Below are 14,364 nucleotides of genomic sequence, written 5' to 3' on the forward strand. Positions count from 1 at the left end.
TCTCTCCCATGGTGATTACGGCGCTCGACGTCGGCGGGACGAGTATCAAGGCCGCGGTGCTGGACGGCGACCTCAAGACACTGGCGACCAGCCGCGAACCCACCGCCAAGGGCGCGGACGGGCACGCGGTCGCCGACCAGGTCGCCAGGATGGTGGCCGAGCTGGGTCACGACCCGGCGGCCGTCGGCGTCGTGGTGCCGGGGATCGTCGACGAGGACGCCGGTATCGCGCGGTTTTCGGCCAATCTCGACTGGCGTGACGTGCCGCTGCGCGCGCTGCTGGCCGAGCGGCTCGGCCTCCCGGTCGCGCTCGGCCACGACGTCCGCTCCGGCGGGCTGGCGGAGTTCCGGGTCGGCGCCGGCCGTGGCTGCGCCGAAGCCGCGTTCGTCGCCGTCGGCACCGGGATCGCGGCGGCGCTGCTGGTGGACGGCAAGCTGCATTCGAACGGCGGGCTGGCGGGCGAACTCGGTCACGTCGACGTCGGCAATCAGCTCAAGTGCGGCTGCGGCGGGGTCGGCTGCATGGAGATGATCGCTTCGGCGTCCGCGGTCGCGCGGCGCTACACCGAACTGACCGGCGAACCGGCGGACGGCGCCGAAAGTGTCGTACTCGCGGCGCAGAATGGGGACGAGCGCGCGAAGGTCGTGGTGGACGAGGCCGTCGACGGGCTCGCCCGCGGCCTGCGGATCTTGACGACCCTGCTGGCGCCGGAGGTCGTCGTGCTCGGCGGCGGGCTGTTCACCACGGGCGAGCACCTGCTCGACGCCGTGAGCGGCAGGCTGAACCTCACGTTCCAGCGCAAGCCGGAGCTGCGGTTGGCCGAACTCGGCCCGGACGCCAGCCGTTATGGCGCCGGGTTGCTGGCGCTCGACCTGCTCAAGCCGTGACGACCTCGAGGCCCTGCTCTTCGAACTCGCGGATCACGTCGGGGTCGGCGTCCTCGTCGGTGATCAGCATGTCCACCGCCGAGGCCGGGCAGATCTGCGCGAAGGCCTGGCCGCCGAGCTTCGAGCTGTCGGTCACCACGACGACCTGACGCGCCCGCTCGGCCAGCAGCTTGTTGATGCTGGCCTCGCCCTCGTGGTGCGCGTAGGCGCCGCGGGTCACGTCGAACGCGTCGACGCCGAGGAACACCAGGTCGAGGGTGATCTCGTTGAGCAGCAGCTCGGCGAGCGGCCCGGTCAGCTCGAACGAGTGCTGCCGCGCGACCCCGCCGGTGGTGACGATCTTGATGTTCGGCCGCACCGCCAGCTCGTGCGCGATGTTCAGCGCGTTGGTCACCACGGTCAGCGCCGGTGAGACCGAGCCCCGGTCGTTGAAGTCGGCGCGGGTGGCGATGGCGCGGCCGATCTCGGTGGTCGTCGTGCCGCCGTTCAGCCCGACGATCATGCCGCGCTCGATCATCCTGGCCGCCGCCGCGCTGATCCGCTGCTTCTCCGGCGCGTGCCTGGCCGCCTTGTGGCGCAACGGGAGGTCGTAGGCGACGTTGCTGGCGACGGCGCCGCCGCGCGTGCGGGTGAGCAGCTGACGGCCCGCGAGGTGGTCGAGGTCGCGGCGGATGGTCGCGGGCGACACGTCCAGCTCCTCGGCGGTCTTCTCGACGTCGATCTTGTCGCGCTGGCCCACCATGTCCAGTAGCGCGCTGAGCCGCTCGTGCCGGTCCATGCTTCCGCCCCTTTGGTCCGAGTTGAACAAGGTACTACCGCGGCGGCGGCTCCGTGCGCGGATTCGGCGAATCGAGCCCGGCGCGCTGATTCTTCCATCGTCCGCGCGTGAAGTCGGGGAAATCCACCGCGGCGCCACCCCGTCCGATGGATTCGGCGGACAGCGCGAACGGGGCGCTCCACGCGGCGGAATCGTAGACGTCGATGTCGGGGACCAGTCCCAGCCGCAGTGTCTGGGTGAGCCGGTAGAGCATGAGGAAGTCCATCCCGCCGTGCCCGCCGGGTCCGGGGCCGATCTCCGTCCACAGCCAGTGGTCGTAACCCGCGTACTGGTCGAAGTCACCCCACTCGTGGTCCGTCCGGTCCGGTTCGAGGTAGATCCGCGGCGGGAAGTCCTCGAACGCCCCGCGCGTGCCTGCGAGGTGGTTCAGCCTGCTGTACGGATGCGGGTTGGACACCCCGTGCACCAGGTGGACGACCTTGCCGAGCTCGGTCTGGAGCAGGCTCATGGTGACATCGCCCGCCCGATACCGCTCGGCGCGCCGCGGGTCGTCCGCCGCGAGCACCTTGTCGCGGTAGTCGGCCAGCCCGGCCGCCGGGGTGCTCATCGAGGTCAGCCTGGCGAGCCGGTCGCCGCGGTGGATGCCGAGATACCCGGCGACCGGGCCGAGTCCGTGGCTCGGGTAGGAGTCGCCGTCGCCGTCGGTGTGCCAGCCGCGCCGCCACTGGCCCGCGTAGTAGCTGTCGGACAGCAGAAGCTCACGCAGGTCGTGCAGGTAGCCGCCCGAGGCGTGCAGCGTCTCGCCGAACAAGCCCGCGCGGACCATCCGGAGCACCCGGAGTTCGTTGCGCCCGTAGCAGCAGTTCTCCAGCTGGATGCAGTGCCGCCGGGTCTGCTCGGAGGTGTCGACCAGCTCCCAAAGGTCCTCAATGGACGTTGCCAGCGGGCACTCGACGCCGACGTGCTTGCCCGCGCGCATCGCGGTCAGCGCGAGCGGCGCGTGGGAGTCCCAAGGCGTCGCGATATAGACGAAATCGACGTCATCACGCGCGCAGAGCTGCTCGAAGTCGGCGCACGCGGCAGACTCGGGCAGCCCCGCCGACGCGATCGTGGCCGCGACCGAAGCCGGATCGACGTCGTAGAGCGCGGTGATCTCGGCGCCGGGGATCTCCAGGAACAGCGGGACCATCGAACGGCCACGCTGGCCGAGCCCGGCGATGCCGAACCGGGCGACCGGCCGCGGTTCGAACGGCACATCCATCATGGACGGTCAGTCTAGTCAGCAGGGCAGCGCGCACAAGTGCTCGAAAGCGGCGTTTTTTGAGCACTTGTGCGCAGTGGTTGCTAGGCGGCGCTGCCGATACCGGCGCGGCGCACTTCCTTGCCCTGCATGCTTTCCTCCTGGTTCCCGGCGCGCGAGACCCTTTCGCGCACCCGGCTGGAGGCTATCCTGCCTGCCCCCGGCCCAGATATCCGTTTTGCGTCCGGTCACCGGGACGTTTTCCGGATAGTCCCGCGGTCACCGACGGCGGCTCGCCATAGGCTTCCCGGTACACCTGCGCGAACCGCCCGAGATGCACGAAACCCCAGCGCAGCGCCACTTCGGTGACGGTGGCGGGCATCGCGGCGCCGCGGCGGATGGCGACGAGGTCGTCGTGCACCCGGCTGAGCCGCACCCGGCGCAGGTACCCCATCGGGCTCATGCCGAACTGGCCGCGGAAACCCTTCTGCAGCGCGCGGACGCTGGTGCGCGCGGCGGCGGCCATGTCGGTGACCGAGATCGGCTCGTGCGCGTTGTCCTCACAGAACTGGGCCGCCCGCCGGACGGATTCCGCCAGCAACGCCGTCGGCTGCGCGGCGAGCCGCCGGTGGAACGAATGCGGCTGCGCGGCGATCAGCCCATGCACCAGCAGCTGCTGGAAATGTCCCTGCGCCAGCGGCGACGCCGCGAACATCCCCGACTTCCAGGCGTCCCCGTACGCGGCGACCGTGTTCATCCAGGCGCCGACGACGGGATCCGAGGTGCGCAGGTCGGCGTCGAAACTCACCGAGGTGCGCGGGGTGTAGCCGAGGTGCTGGGCGACCGCGCGGTCCATCTCCGCACGGGACACCAGCAGGATGTGGAACAGCGTGTCCGGCCGCCGCAGCGTCCGGTACCGCTTCAGCCGGAAGTCGGCGATGTTGTTGACCGACTTGGCCTGCTCGCCGTCCTGCTCGGTGACCCCGTCGCCCCGCCGCACGATCTGGATCGAGTAGTCGTCGTTCTCGCCGGTCAGCCTGCCTGCCACGTCGAACGCGGGCACCGAGGCCAGCTCGACGAGCCGCACCGGCGCGTCCTGCTCGCTCAGCATCGAGAAGCGGAACTCGCCGCCGGGGCCGTCTTCCATGGAGACGGTCACGTGGCTGGCGCCGAAGTAGTTGTGGACGAAGTTGGCGTGGATGTCTTCGCGTGAGGTCGCGGTGAAGACGAGTTCGGCGACCATGCCAGCGACCTTACCCACGGCGCGGTGGTCGTGAGTGGTATTACCGGTAAGAACCGGCTGTACCACTCACGACCCCAGGCATCAGGTGAGCGGACGGTCCGTCGGCGCGATCGGCGCGGGCAGCACGTCCCGCCCGGTCAGATAGGCGTCGACGCCCGCCGCCGCCGAGCGGCCCTCGGCGATCGCCCACACGATGAGCGACTGCCCACGGCCCATGTCACCGGCGACGAACACGTTGTCCAGGCTCGTCTTGAAAGCCTTGTCCCGCGCCACGTTCCCGCGCGGGTCCAGCTCGACGTCGAGCGCTTCGAGCAGGCCTTCGCGCTGCGGGCCGACGAAGCCCATCGCGAGCAGCACGAGCTGAGCGGGCAGCTCGCGCTCGCTGCCTTCGACGGGCACGAACTTGCCGTCGGTCAGCTTGACCTCGACCAGCTTCAGCGCCCGCACGCGCCCGTCCGCGTCGGCGGCGAACTCCTGCGTGTTGACCGAGTAGAGCCGCTCGCCGCCCTCCTCGTGCGCCGACGAGACCCGGTAGATCATCGGGTAGGTCGGCCACGGGTGCGCACCGGAGCGGGATTCCGGCGGCTTGGGCATGATCTCCAGCTGCGTCACCGATTTCGCGCCCTGGCGGTGTGAGGTGCCGACGCAGTCCGCGCCGGTGTCGCCGCCGCCGATGACGACCACGTCGAGGCCTTCGGCGTTGATCGGCGACACGTCCAGCTCGCCCGCCGCCACCCGGTTGGCGGGCGGCAGGAACTCCATCGCCTGGTGGATGCCGTCGAACTCCCGGCCGGCGATGGGCAGGTCACGCCATGCCGTCGCGCCGCCGGCGAGCACCACGGCGTCATAGTCCGAGCGCAGTTCCTCGGCGGTGATGTCGACGCCGACGTCGACGCTCGTGCGGAACTCCGTGCCCTCGGCCCGCATCTGGTCGAGCCGCCGGTCCAGCCGGTGCTTCTCCATCTTGAACTCGGGGATGCCGTAGCGCAGCAGCCCGCCGATCTTGTCGGCCCGCTCGAACACCACCACCTGGTGCCCGGCGCGGGTCAGCTGCTGCGCGGCGGCGAGCCCGGACGGGCCGGAGCCGACCACCGCGACCTTCTTGCCGGTCTGCGCGGTCGGCGGCCGCGGGACGACCCAGCCCTCGTCGAAGGCGCGGTCGATGATCGAGATCTCGACCCGCTTGATGGTCACCGGGTCGTCGTTGATCCCGAGCACACAGGCGGTTTCGCACGGCGCGGGGCAGAGCGTGCCGGTGAACTCCGGGAAGTTGTTGGTCGCGTGCAGCCGCTCGGCCGCGTCACGCCAGTCTTCCCGCCACACCAGCGTGTTCCACTCGGGGATGAGGTTCCCGAGCGGGCAGCCCTGGTGACAGAACGGGATGCCGCAGTCCATGCAGCGCCCGGCCTGCTTCTGCAGCTTGTCCGACGCGAAGCCTTCGTAAACCTCGCGGTAGTCCAGCAGCCGCAGTGCCACCGGACGGCTCTTCGGCGTCTCACGCGGGGTGGTCAGAAAGCCTTTGGGGTCAGCCATGTGCGGCCTCCATGATCGCCTCGTTCACGTCGCGTCCGTCCCGCTCGGCCTCGGCCTGCGCGGCGAGCACGCGCTTGTAGTCCTTCGGCATGACCTTGCCGAACCGGGCGACGCCGGACTCCCAGTCCTCGAGCAGTGCCCGAGCGACCGCGGATTCCGTTTCGTCGTAATGCTTTTCGACCGCTTCACGCAGGAATGCGACGTCCTCGTCGTCGAGCGGGTCGACGTCGACCATCTCCGGGTTGACCCGGTGCTTCGGCAGGTCGAGCACGTACGCGATACCGCCGGACATGCCGGCCGCGAAGTTGCGGCCGACGTCGCCGAGCACCACGATGCGGCCGCCGGTCATGTACTCGGCGCCGTGGTCGCCGACGCCTTCGACGACGGCCAGCGCGCCGGAGTTGCGCACGCAGAACCGCTCGCCGACCTTGCCGCGGATGAAGATCTCGCCGCTGGTCGCGCCGTAACCGATCACGTTGCCCGCGATGATGTTCTCTTCGGCGACGATCCGGGTCTCGCGCGGCGGCCGCACGATGATCCGCCCGCCGGAGAGGCCCTTGCCGACGTAGTCGTTGCCGTCGCCGTAGAGCCGCAGCGTGATGCCCTTCGGCACGAACGCACCGAACGACTGGCCCGCGGTGCCGGTGAACGTCACGTCGATCGTGTTGTCCGGCAGGCCTTCGCCGCCCCAGCGCTTGGTCAGCTCGGAGCCCAGCATGGTGCCGACGGTCCGGTTGACGTTGCGGACGGGCAGTTCCAGCCGCACCTTGTCACCGGAGGACAGCGAGCCCTCGGCGAGCTGGATCAGCGTGTTGTCGAGTGCCTTCTCCAGCCCGTGCTCCTGCAGGCGCTGCTGATGACGGCGACCGGCCGGCGCCATGTCGGGCACGTGGAAGATCGGCGAGAGGTCGAGACCCGACGCCTTCCAGTGGTCGACGGCCTTGCGCTTGTCGAGCATCTCGGCGTGGCCGACCGCTTCCGCGAGCGACCGGAAACCCAGCTCCGCCAGGTATTCCCGGACCTCCTCGGCGATGAACCTGAAGAAGTTCACCACGTATTCGGCCTTGCCGTTGAACTTCTCGCGCAGCTTCGGGTTCTGCGTCGCGACACCGACCGGGCAGGTGTCGAGGTGGCACACCCGCATCATGATGCAGCCGGACACGACCAGCGGCGCGGTCGCGAAACCGAACTCCTCCGCGCCGAGCAGCGCGGCGATGATCACGTCACGGCCGGTCTTGAGCTGACCGTCGGTCTGCACGACGATCCGGTCGCGCAACCGGTTCGCGAGCAGCGTCTGCTGGGTCTCGGCGAGCCCGAGCTCCCAGGGACCGCCCGCGTGCTTGATCGACGAGAGCGGCGAGGCGCCGGTGCCGCCGTCGTGCCCGGAGATCAGCACGACGTCCGCGTGCGCCTTGGACACACCCGCCGCGACCGTGCCGACGCCGACCTCGGACACGAGCTTCACGTGGATGCGCGCGGCCGGGTTGGCGTTCTTGAGGTCGTGGATGAGCTGGGCGAGGTCCTCGATCGAGTAGATGTCGTGGTGCGGCGGCGGGGAGATGAGCCCGACACCCGGCGTCGAGTACCGCGTCTTCGCGATCCACGGGTACACCTTCGCGCCGGGCAGCTGCCCGCCCTCGCCCGGCTTCGCGCCCTGCGCCATCTTGATCTGGATGTCGTCGGCGTTGACGAGGTACTCGCTCGTCACGCCGAACCGGCCGCTCGCGACCTGCTTGACCGCCGAGCGCCGTTCCGGGTCGTAGAGGCGTTCGGGGTCCTCGCCGCCCTCACCGGTGTTGGACTTGCCACCGAGCTGGTTCATCGCGATGGCCAGCGTCTGGTGCATCTCCATCGAGATCGAGCCGTAGGAGATGGCGCCGGTGGCGAACCGCTTGACGATCTCCTCGACCGATTCGACCTCTTCGATCGGCACCGGCGGCCGTTCGCCGTACTTGAAGTCGAACAGCCCGCGCAGCGTCAGCAGCTTCTCGGACTGGTCGTTGACCGCCTTGGTGTACTCCTTGAAGATCTCGTACTTCCCGGCACGCGTGGAGTGCTGCAGCTTGAACACCGTCTGCGGGTTGAACAGGTGCGGCTCACCCTCACGGCGCCACTGGTAGTCCGAGCCGGTCTCCAGTTCGCGGTGGCTCGCGTGCACGCCGTCCGGAGGGAACGCCTTGCGGTGCCGCTCGGCCACCTCCAGCGCGATGGTGTCGAAGCCGACCCCGCCGAGCTTGGAATCCGTTCCGGTGAAACAGTTCTCGATGATCTCCTCACCGAGCCCGACGGCCTCGAAGATCTGCGCGCCCGCGTAGGACGCGACGGTCGAGACGCCCATCTTCGACATCGTCTTGCGGACACCCTTGCCGAGCGCCTTGATGAGGTTCTGCGTCGCCTCGACCTGGGTGACGCCGGGGATCAGGCCGCGGAAGGCCATGTCCTCGACGGTAGCCATCGCCATGTACGGGTTGACCGCGGCCACGCCGTAGCCGATGAGCAGCGCGATGTGGTGCACCTCGCGGGCGTCGCCCGACTCGACGATGAGCCCGACCTGAGTGCGGGTCTTCTCGCGGACCAGGTGGTGGTGCACCGCGCCGGTCAGCAGCAGCGATGGGATCGGCGCGTGGTGCTCGTCGACGCCGCGGTCGGACAGCACGATGAACCGCGCGCCGTCCTCGATCGCCTCGGACACTTCGGTGCGGATCTCGTTGAGCCGCTTGATAAGCGCTTCGCCGCCGCCTCGGACGTCATAACGCCCGAGAACCGTGACGGCCTGGAACTCCGGCAGCGTGCCGTCGTCGTTGATGTGGACCAGCTTGGCGACCTGGTCGTTGTCGAGCACCGGGAACGGCAGCACCACCCGGCGGCACGACTTCGCTCCTGCCTCCAGCAGGTTCGGCTCGGAGCCGATCTGCGCGCCCAGCGCGGTGACCAGTTCCTCGCGGATCGCGTCCAGCGGGGGATTGGTGACCTGTGCGAAAAGCTGGATGAAGTAGTCGAAGATCAGCCTGGGCCTGCTGGAGATCGAGGCCAGCGGCGAGTCGTTGCCCATCGAGCCGATCGGCTCCGCGCCGGTGCGCGCCATCGGCTCCAGGATGGTGTCGAGTTCTTCCTCGGTGTAGCCGAAAGCCTGCTGCCGCCGCACGAGCGCGGCGTGCAGCGGGACCTCACGGTCACGCCGGGGGAGGTCTTCGAGGTGCACCAGCCCGGCGTCGATCCACTCGTCGTACGGGTGCGCGGTGGCGAGCTCGTCCTTGACCTCGTCGTCGGAGACGATCCTGCCCTCGGCGGTGTCGACGAGGAACATCTTGCCCGGTTCCAGCCGTCCCTTGCGGACGATCGTCGACTGCTCCAGTTCGAGCACGCCGACCTCACTGGCGAGCACCACGAGGCCGTCCTCGGTCACCCAGTAACGGGCGGGCCGCAGGCCGTTGCGGTCGAGCACGGCGCCGATCTGGGTGCCGTCGGTGAAACTGACGAGCGCGGGCCCGTCCCACGGTTCCATGAGCGTCGAGTGGAACTCGTAGAACGCGCGGCGCGCGGGGTCCATCTCCTGATGGTTCTCCCACGCCTCCGGGATCATCATCAGCACGGCGTGCGGCAGCGACCGGCCGCCGAGGTGCAGCAGTTCGAGCACCTCGTCGAACGAGGCCGAGTCGCTCGCGCCGCGCGTGATGATCGGGTAGATCCGCTTGAGGTCACCGGGGATCAGGTCGGTCTCGAGCAGCGCCTCGCGGGCGTCCATCCAGTTGCGGTTGCCCTTGAGCGTGTTGATTTCCCCGTTGTGCGCCACATAGCGGTACGGATGCGCGAGCGGCCACGACGGGAACGTGTTGGTGGAGAAGCGGGAGTGCACCAGGCCGATCGCGCTGGTGACCCGCTCGTCGCTCAGGTCGTCGAAGAACTTCTCGACCTGAGGCTCGGTGAGCATTCCTTTGTAGACGATCGTGCGCGAAGACAGGCTGGGGAAGTAGAGGTCGCCGTCGAGCTCGTGCTCGGCGCGCTTGCGCACACAGAAGGCGGCGCGTTCCAGCTCGAGCCCGTTGGCGCCGTCACGCCCGGCCAGGAACAGCTGGGTGAAGTGCGGCATCGATTCAGCCGCTGTCGGCCCGCAGTGTTCGCTGTGCACGGGCAGTTCACGCCAGCCGAGCACGCGCATGTGCTCCTCGGCGGCGATCCGCTCGATCGTCGACATGGCGCGGCCGCGCTGTTTTTCGTTCGTCGGCAGGAAAGCCGTGCCGACGGCGTACGCGCCTGCTTCGGGCAGCTCGAAGTCGACGACGGCCCGGTAGAACTCGTCGGGGACCTGGATCAGGATGCCCGCGCCGTCCCCGGTGTCCGGTTCGGCTCCTCTGGCGCCACGATGTTCGAGGTTGCGCAGCGCGACCAACGCCTTGCGGACGATCCCGTGATCTCGCCTGCCCGCGAGATCGGCGACGAAGGCCACGCCGCAGGCGTCGTGTTCGTGTTTGCTGTCGTACAAGCCCTTGCGGGTTTCCGGTACGTGGCGGGTCACGGCTGGCCGCCTCCCAAGGCGTCTGCGCGATTCGGTGAGTCGAACCAGTTAACGAAGTGGTCCGGAATCGCGATGGTCAGTCGAGAACAGAAGATGCGCCGTGCCACCGCTTCGGTGAGACACAGGGCAGGCATCATCGCGAGGTCACGCTGCACTGGGTGACCTTGAACTTCGGGTGCGCCATTGCACCGGACACGCGTCCGTCAACCGCGGGTGGTGGGGGCCGTCGGAGCGCGCGGTCGTACTCCCGGGTTCGCCGGGTCTTATGACGATAGTGTGAATTCGCTGTTATCGACATACGTCGCCGCGTCCGGGTGGGAAATGCCACGCCCTAGTTGACTTCCCGCCAGTGTGCCCATAGTACGGACACAGTGTGTCATCTAGTGGACTCGCGGGCTATGAGCTGCGGTGATGTCCTTTACGGACGTGCGTCTGGCGGGTGTGATGGGGTTACTGGGGCTTCCGTGACCGTACCGAGATCGCTCGAATGGCAGAGTCGATCACGCACGGGGTTCGCCGGCCGGTTGGGCCATCCGCCGCATCGTAAACCGTTCTGCCCCAGGCTGTGACGGCTCGGATACCCCGCGCTTCCTTGCAGGACATGGGAAAGCCGTCTCAGCCAAGCCTCTTCTGTCCGGGGTGGACTGAAGTCAGAGCGACTCGATGAACCCCAGCGCGATCCGCCAGGTCTTTTCGGCGGCTTCTTCGTCGTAGTCCGGAAGCTCCGGGTCGGTGTAGACGTGGCCGGCGCCCGGATACCGGAAGACCTCGACGTCCGCGCCCGCCGCGCGGATCTGGCGATACCACACGTTCTGCCAGTCGTCCGGCTCGAACAGGTCGGGGTCGGCGACGTGGAGCTGGACCGGCAGATCGTCGACCGACGCGTCGTCGGCGATGTCCGAGGTGCCGTGCAGCAGAAGGAGACCGCGTGCCTTCTCGTCGCCCAGCGCAAGATTCTGCGCGAGCGCGGCGCCGAGCGAGAAGCCCGCGTAGAGCAGACCGCCCGGCGAATGGGGCGCGGCGGCGTGGATCGCGCGGCGGAGGAGTTCGTCGGTGCCGATCTCGTCCTTGATCTTCATCCCGTCTTCGACGGTGTCGGTGGTCCGGCCGTCGTAGAGGTCGGGCACGTGCACCTGGTGACCGGCCGCGCGGAGCCGGTCGGCCGCCGCGTGCACCGCGGGCCGCAGCCCGTACGCCGAATGGAAGAGCATGATGTCCACCCGGCGATCGTAGGCCGGTGCGGGGCGCGCGCCCGCGCGGCCGCCGTGGAAGGCTCGGGTGGTGGCCGACCGGTACCTGACCATCGCCCGAGCGGGCGAGCACGAGATCGAGATCAAGCGCTCGCGGTTCATCTGCGCGCTGGCGCCGGTCGATTCGGTGGAGGCCGCGCGCGAGGTCATCGCCGGGCGGCGCAAGGCCGACCCCGACGCGAGACACCACTGCCACGCGTTCGTGCTCGGGCCGGACGGGCGCACCGCGCGATCCAGCGACGACGGCGAGCCTGCCGGTACCGCGGGCATGCCGATGCTGGAAGTGCTGAAGCGCAGGGAGCTGACCGACACCGTCGCGGTCGTCACCCGCTACTTCGGCGGGGTGCTGCTGGGCGCGGGCGGGCTCATCAGGGCGTACAGCCAGGCCGTGGCCGAGGCGGCCGACGTGCTGGGCGTGCGTGAGTATCAGCGGCTGAACCTCGTGGCGGTGACCATGGACTACGGCCCGGCCGGGAGGTTCGAGAGCGACCTGCGGGCTTCGAAGTACCTGCTCAGCGGCATTCGCTACGAGGAGGTGGCCCGGTTCGAGGTCGGTGTGAAGGCTGGTGAGCTCGACGGGTTCCGAGCTTGGCTGGCGGATCTGACCGGTGGGGCCGCGACCGCCGAAGAGATCGGTGAGGACTGGCTGGGTTAGCCGAGCACGTCTTCGAGCAGCTGCTCACGGCGGATGCCGCGATCCTGCGCCGGGATCTCCGGGCTGGGTTCGCCGAGCAGTGAGACCACCAGTTCTTTGAGGCGCGTGAAGAAAGCCATGACCGTCTCCCTCCCGCTCAGGCGGCCAGCGCCAGCTCGTCGGCGAACTCGATGCCCAGCGCGTTGGCGCCTGCCTGGGTCAGCAGCGCGGGAACGCGCTCACCTCGTCTGCCGTCGCGGGCGGGCGCCAGGTAGCCCAGATCGGCCAGCCGGTGCGCGGTGTACTGGTCGCAGCAGGCCAGCCCGTCGACGAACAGGTCGGGAACGCAGCTGCAGGTCATCTCGGCGTGGCCGGTGGCGACTGCGGTGAGGGTGGCCCTTTCGCGATTGTTGAGTGTCATCGTCTCGGTCCTTCCACTGTCTGTTTCATTGAACTTCGTCCCACCGACAGTTTCTGGCTGCGGTGTGGCCTGCGTCACCTCCTAGAGGGCTCTTTAGGGGTAAACAAACGTCTGTTTAAGGGATGGGCTCGTCCGCCCCCTACCCCGGATTCGTGGCCGGTAGTGGTGCCGGCTTGGTGTTGGCGATGTGGTGGAAGATGATCGAGCTGCGGAAGCCGACGATCTCCTTGCGCTGGCTCAGCCGGTCGACCAGGAACGCGTGCAGATGGTCGATGTCCTGCGCGCTGACGTGGATGAGGAAGTCGTCGCTGCCCGCGATGACGAACACCGAGAGCACCTCGGGCAGCTGCGCGACGGAGTTCTTGAACGTGTCGATCACCGTCCTGCTCAGCGGCCTGACCTGGGCGGACACCATCGCCTGGACACCGCGGTTGAGCGCGGCGAGGTCGATGTCGGCGTGATAGCCGCGGATCACGCCCCGCTCACGGAGCAGACGGGTGCGTTCGAGACAGGTGGACGGGGCGACCCCGACCTTGCGGGCGATGTCGCGGTTGGTCTGCCGAGCGTCGGCCTGCAGTTCGCGGATGATCGCCGAATCAAGTTCGTCCATGGACCCCATCGAACCACCCCGGCCGAATATCATTCGGAATCGACGCTAAATTCCCGTTCGACGACCTAACTTTGGCACCACGAGTTGGTTCTTGTTCGGGAGGAACGGGTATGTGGGAGCACGAGGAACTGGTCGTCAGGCGGGGCGCGCGGTCGGGGATCACCACCATGGTCGCCGTGCACTCACGGGTACTGGGGCCCGCCATCGGTGGCTGCCGGATGAAGCGGTATCCGCAGGTCGGAGCGGCCATCGACGATGTGCTGCTGCTCGCGAAGGCGATGAGTCACAAGTGCGCTGTCGCCGGGGTCCCCTACGGCGGCGGCAAAAGCGTCATCGCGCTCGACGACCGACCCCTCACCCCCGAGCTGCGGCGCGCGGTGCTGCTCGATCACGCCGATCTCATCGCTTCGTTCGGCGGGTCCTATCTGGCGGGCCCCGATATCGGGACAGGGTCGGAGGACATGCTCGTTTTCCGTGAGCAGGGGCCGTACGCGTTCTGCGTGCCGGAGTCGCACGGCGGCGTCGGCTCGTCGAGCGTGCCGACGGCGGCCGGGGTGCTGGCGGCGTTGCGCGCGGGCGCGCGGCAGGTCTTCGGCAGCGAGAACCTCGCCGGACGGCGGGTGGTGATCAGCGGGTACGGCGCGGTGGGCGCACGGGTGGCGCGGGGCATCGACGGCGCCGAGATCATCGTGTCCGATGTGGACGAAACCAAGCGGGCGGCAGCCGGGCAAGCGGGATTGGGCTGGGTCGAACCCGCGAAAGCCTTGCAGGTCAAGGCAGACGTGCTCATCCCGGCGGCCGTCGGCGGGGTGCTGAGCCGCGAGACGGCGGGCGAGATCGACGTGGCGCTGATCGTCGGCCCGGCCAACAACCAGCTCACCGACGACTCCGTCGCCGACCTGCTCGACGAGCGCGGCATCGTCTGGGTGCCCGATTTCGTCGCGAGTGCGGGCGGAATCATCTACACACTGGCCCGCGAGGTCGACGGCCTCGACCACGCCGCGGCATCGGCCCGCGTCGAGACCATCGAGTCCACGGTGGCGGAAATCCTGCCAGGCCCCGGCACCCCCCTCGCCCGAGCACTCGCACTCGCCAACCACCGCCTCCGCCGATAAAGCCCGCTAAACTCCGCGGGATAAAGCCCGCTAAACTCCGCGGGATAAAGCCCGCTAAACTCCGCGGGATAAAGCCCGCTAAACCCCGCGGGATAAAGCGGGCTTTATCCCGGCCTGGCCCGCGAAGCAAAGGGTGC

11 protein-coding genes and 1 pseudogene are annotated in these 14,364 nt (G+C 68.8%); 3 read left to right on the top strand and 9 right to left on the bottom strand.

What is annotated here, in order from left to right; all coding sequences use genetic code 11:
- Nucleotides 1–8 precede the first annotated feature (8 nt).
- Nucleotides 9–887, top strand: coding sequence for an ROK family protein (locus tag AB5J62_RS08250; protein WP_370947540.1), 879 nt, complete (start codon nt 9–11; stop codon nt 885–887).
- On the opposite strand, the gene AB5J62_RS08255 is transcribed toward AB5J62_RS08250, so the two are convergent.
- The 6 genes and pseudogenes from AB5J62_RS08255 to AB5J62_RS08280 form a co-directional block, all read right to left on the bottom strand.
- Entirely contained in the window at nt 877–1,665 is a 789-nt protein-coding gene (locus tag AB5J62_RS08255; RefSeq protein WP_370947541.1) for a DeoR/GlpR family DNA-binding transcription regulator, read from the bottom strand. The genes AB5J62_RS08250 and AB5J62_RS08255 overlap by 11 nt on opposite strands.
- Before the next feature lie 34 nt (nt 1,666–1,699).
- Nucleotides 1,700–2,932 (bottom strand): annotated as a pseudogene (locus tag AB5J62_RS08260) (Gfo/Idh/MocA family protein); the annotation flags it as partial.
- 178 nt (nt 2,933–3,110) lie between these two features.
- Nucleotides 3,111–4,166, bottom strand: a complete 1,056-nt coding sequence (locus AB5J62_RS08265) for a helix-turn-helix transcriptional regulator (protein ID WP_370947542.1) — start codon at nt 4,164–4,166, stop codon at nt 3,111–3,113.
- A 63-nt stretch (nt 4,167–4,229) separates the two neighbouring features.
- Entirely contained in the window at nt 4,230–5,681 is a 1,452-nt protein-coding gene (locus tag AB5J62_RS08270; RefSeq protein ID WP_370947543.1) for a glutamate synthase subunit beta, read from the bottom strand.
- Entirely contained in the window at nt 5,674–10,197 is a 4,524-nt protein-coding gene (gene gltB / locus AB5J62_RS08275; RefSeq protein ID WP_370947544.1) for a glutamate synthase large subunit, read from the bottom strand. Before gltB ends, AB5J62_RS08270 begins: the two co-directional genes overlap by 8 nt.
- A gap of 650 nt (nt 10,198–10,847) precedes the next feature.
- Nucleotides 10,848–11,408 carry a dienelactone hydrolase family protein gene (locus tag AB5J62_RS08280; RefSeq protein WP_370950209.1) on the bottom strand — a complete coding sequence of 187 codons (561 nt, stop codon included), beginning with the start codon at nt 11,406–11,408 and terminating at the stop codon, nt 10,848–10,850.
- A gap of 70 nt (nt 11,409–11,478) precedes the next feature.
- Between AB5J62_RS08280 and AB5J62_RS08285 the strand changes: the two genes are divergently transcribed.
- Nucleotides 11,479–12,102 carry a YigZ family protein gene (locus tag AB5J62_RS08285; RefSeq protein WP_370947545.1) on the top strand — a complete coding sequence of 208 codons (624 nt, stop codon included), beginning with the start codon at nt 11,479–11,481 and terminating at the stop codon, nt 12,100–12,102.
- Here the strand turns inward: AB5J62_RS08285 and AB5J62_RS08290 are convergent.
- The 3 genes from AB5J62_RS08290 to AB5J62_RS08300 all read right to left on the bottom strand — a co-directional run bounded on the left by AB5J62_RS08290 (nt 12,099) and on the right by AB5J62_RS08300 (nt 13,112).
- The gene (locus AB5J62_RS08290) at nt 12,099–12,221 is read right to left on the bottom strand and encodes a hypothetical protein (protein WP_370947546.1); all 123 of its coding nucleotides are present in this window, start codon (nt 12,219–12,221) and stop codon (nt 12,099–12,101) included. The genes AB5J62_RS08285 and AB5J62_RS08290 overlap by 4 nt on opposite strands.
- Before the next feature lie 17 nt (nt 12,222–12,238).
- Complete coding sequence (locus tag AB5J62_RS08295) at nt 12,239–12,502, bottom strand: hypothetical protein (RefSeq protein ID WP_370947547.1); 264 nt, start codon at nt 12,500–12,502, stop codon at nt 12,239–12,241.
- Between the two features lie 139 nt (nt 12,503–12,641).
- Nucleotides 12,642–13,112, bottom strand: coding sequence for an Lrp/AsnC family transcriptional regulator (locus tag AB5J62_RS08300; protein WP_370947548.1), 471 nt, complete (start codon nt 13,110–13,112; stop codon nt 12,642–12,644).
- Nucleotides 13,113–13,222: 110 nt separating this feature from the next.
- On the opposite strand from AB5J62_RS08300, the gene AB5J62_RS08305 reads away from it, so the two are divergent.
- Complete coding sequence (locus AB5J62_RS08305) at nt 13,223–14,227, top strand: Glu/Leu/Phe/Val dehydrogenase dimerization domain-containing protein (protein WP_370947549.1); 1,005 nt, start codon at nt 13,223–13,225, stop codon at nt 14,225–14,227.
- The last annotated feature ends 137 nt before the right edge of the window (nt 14,228–14,364 follow it).

The sequence above is a fragment of the Amycolatopsis sp. cg5 genome, assembly GCF_041346955.1.
Taxonomy (GTDB): Bacteria; Actinomycetota; Actinomycetes; order Mycobacteriales; family Pseudonocardiaceae; genus Amycolatopsis.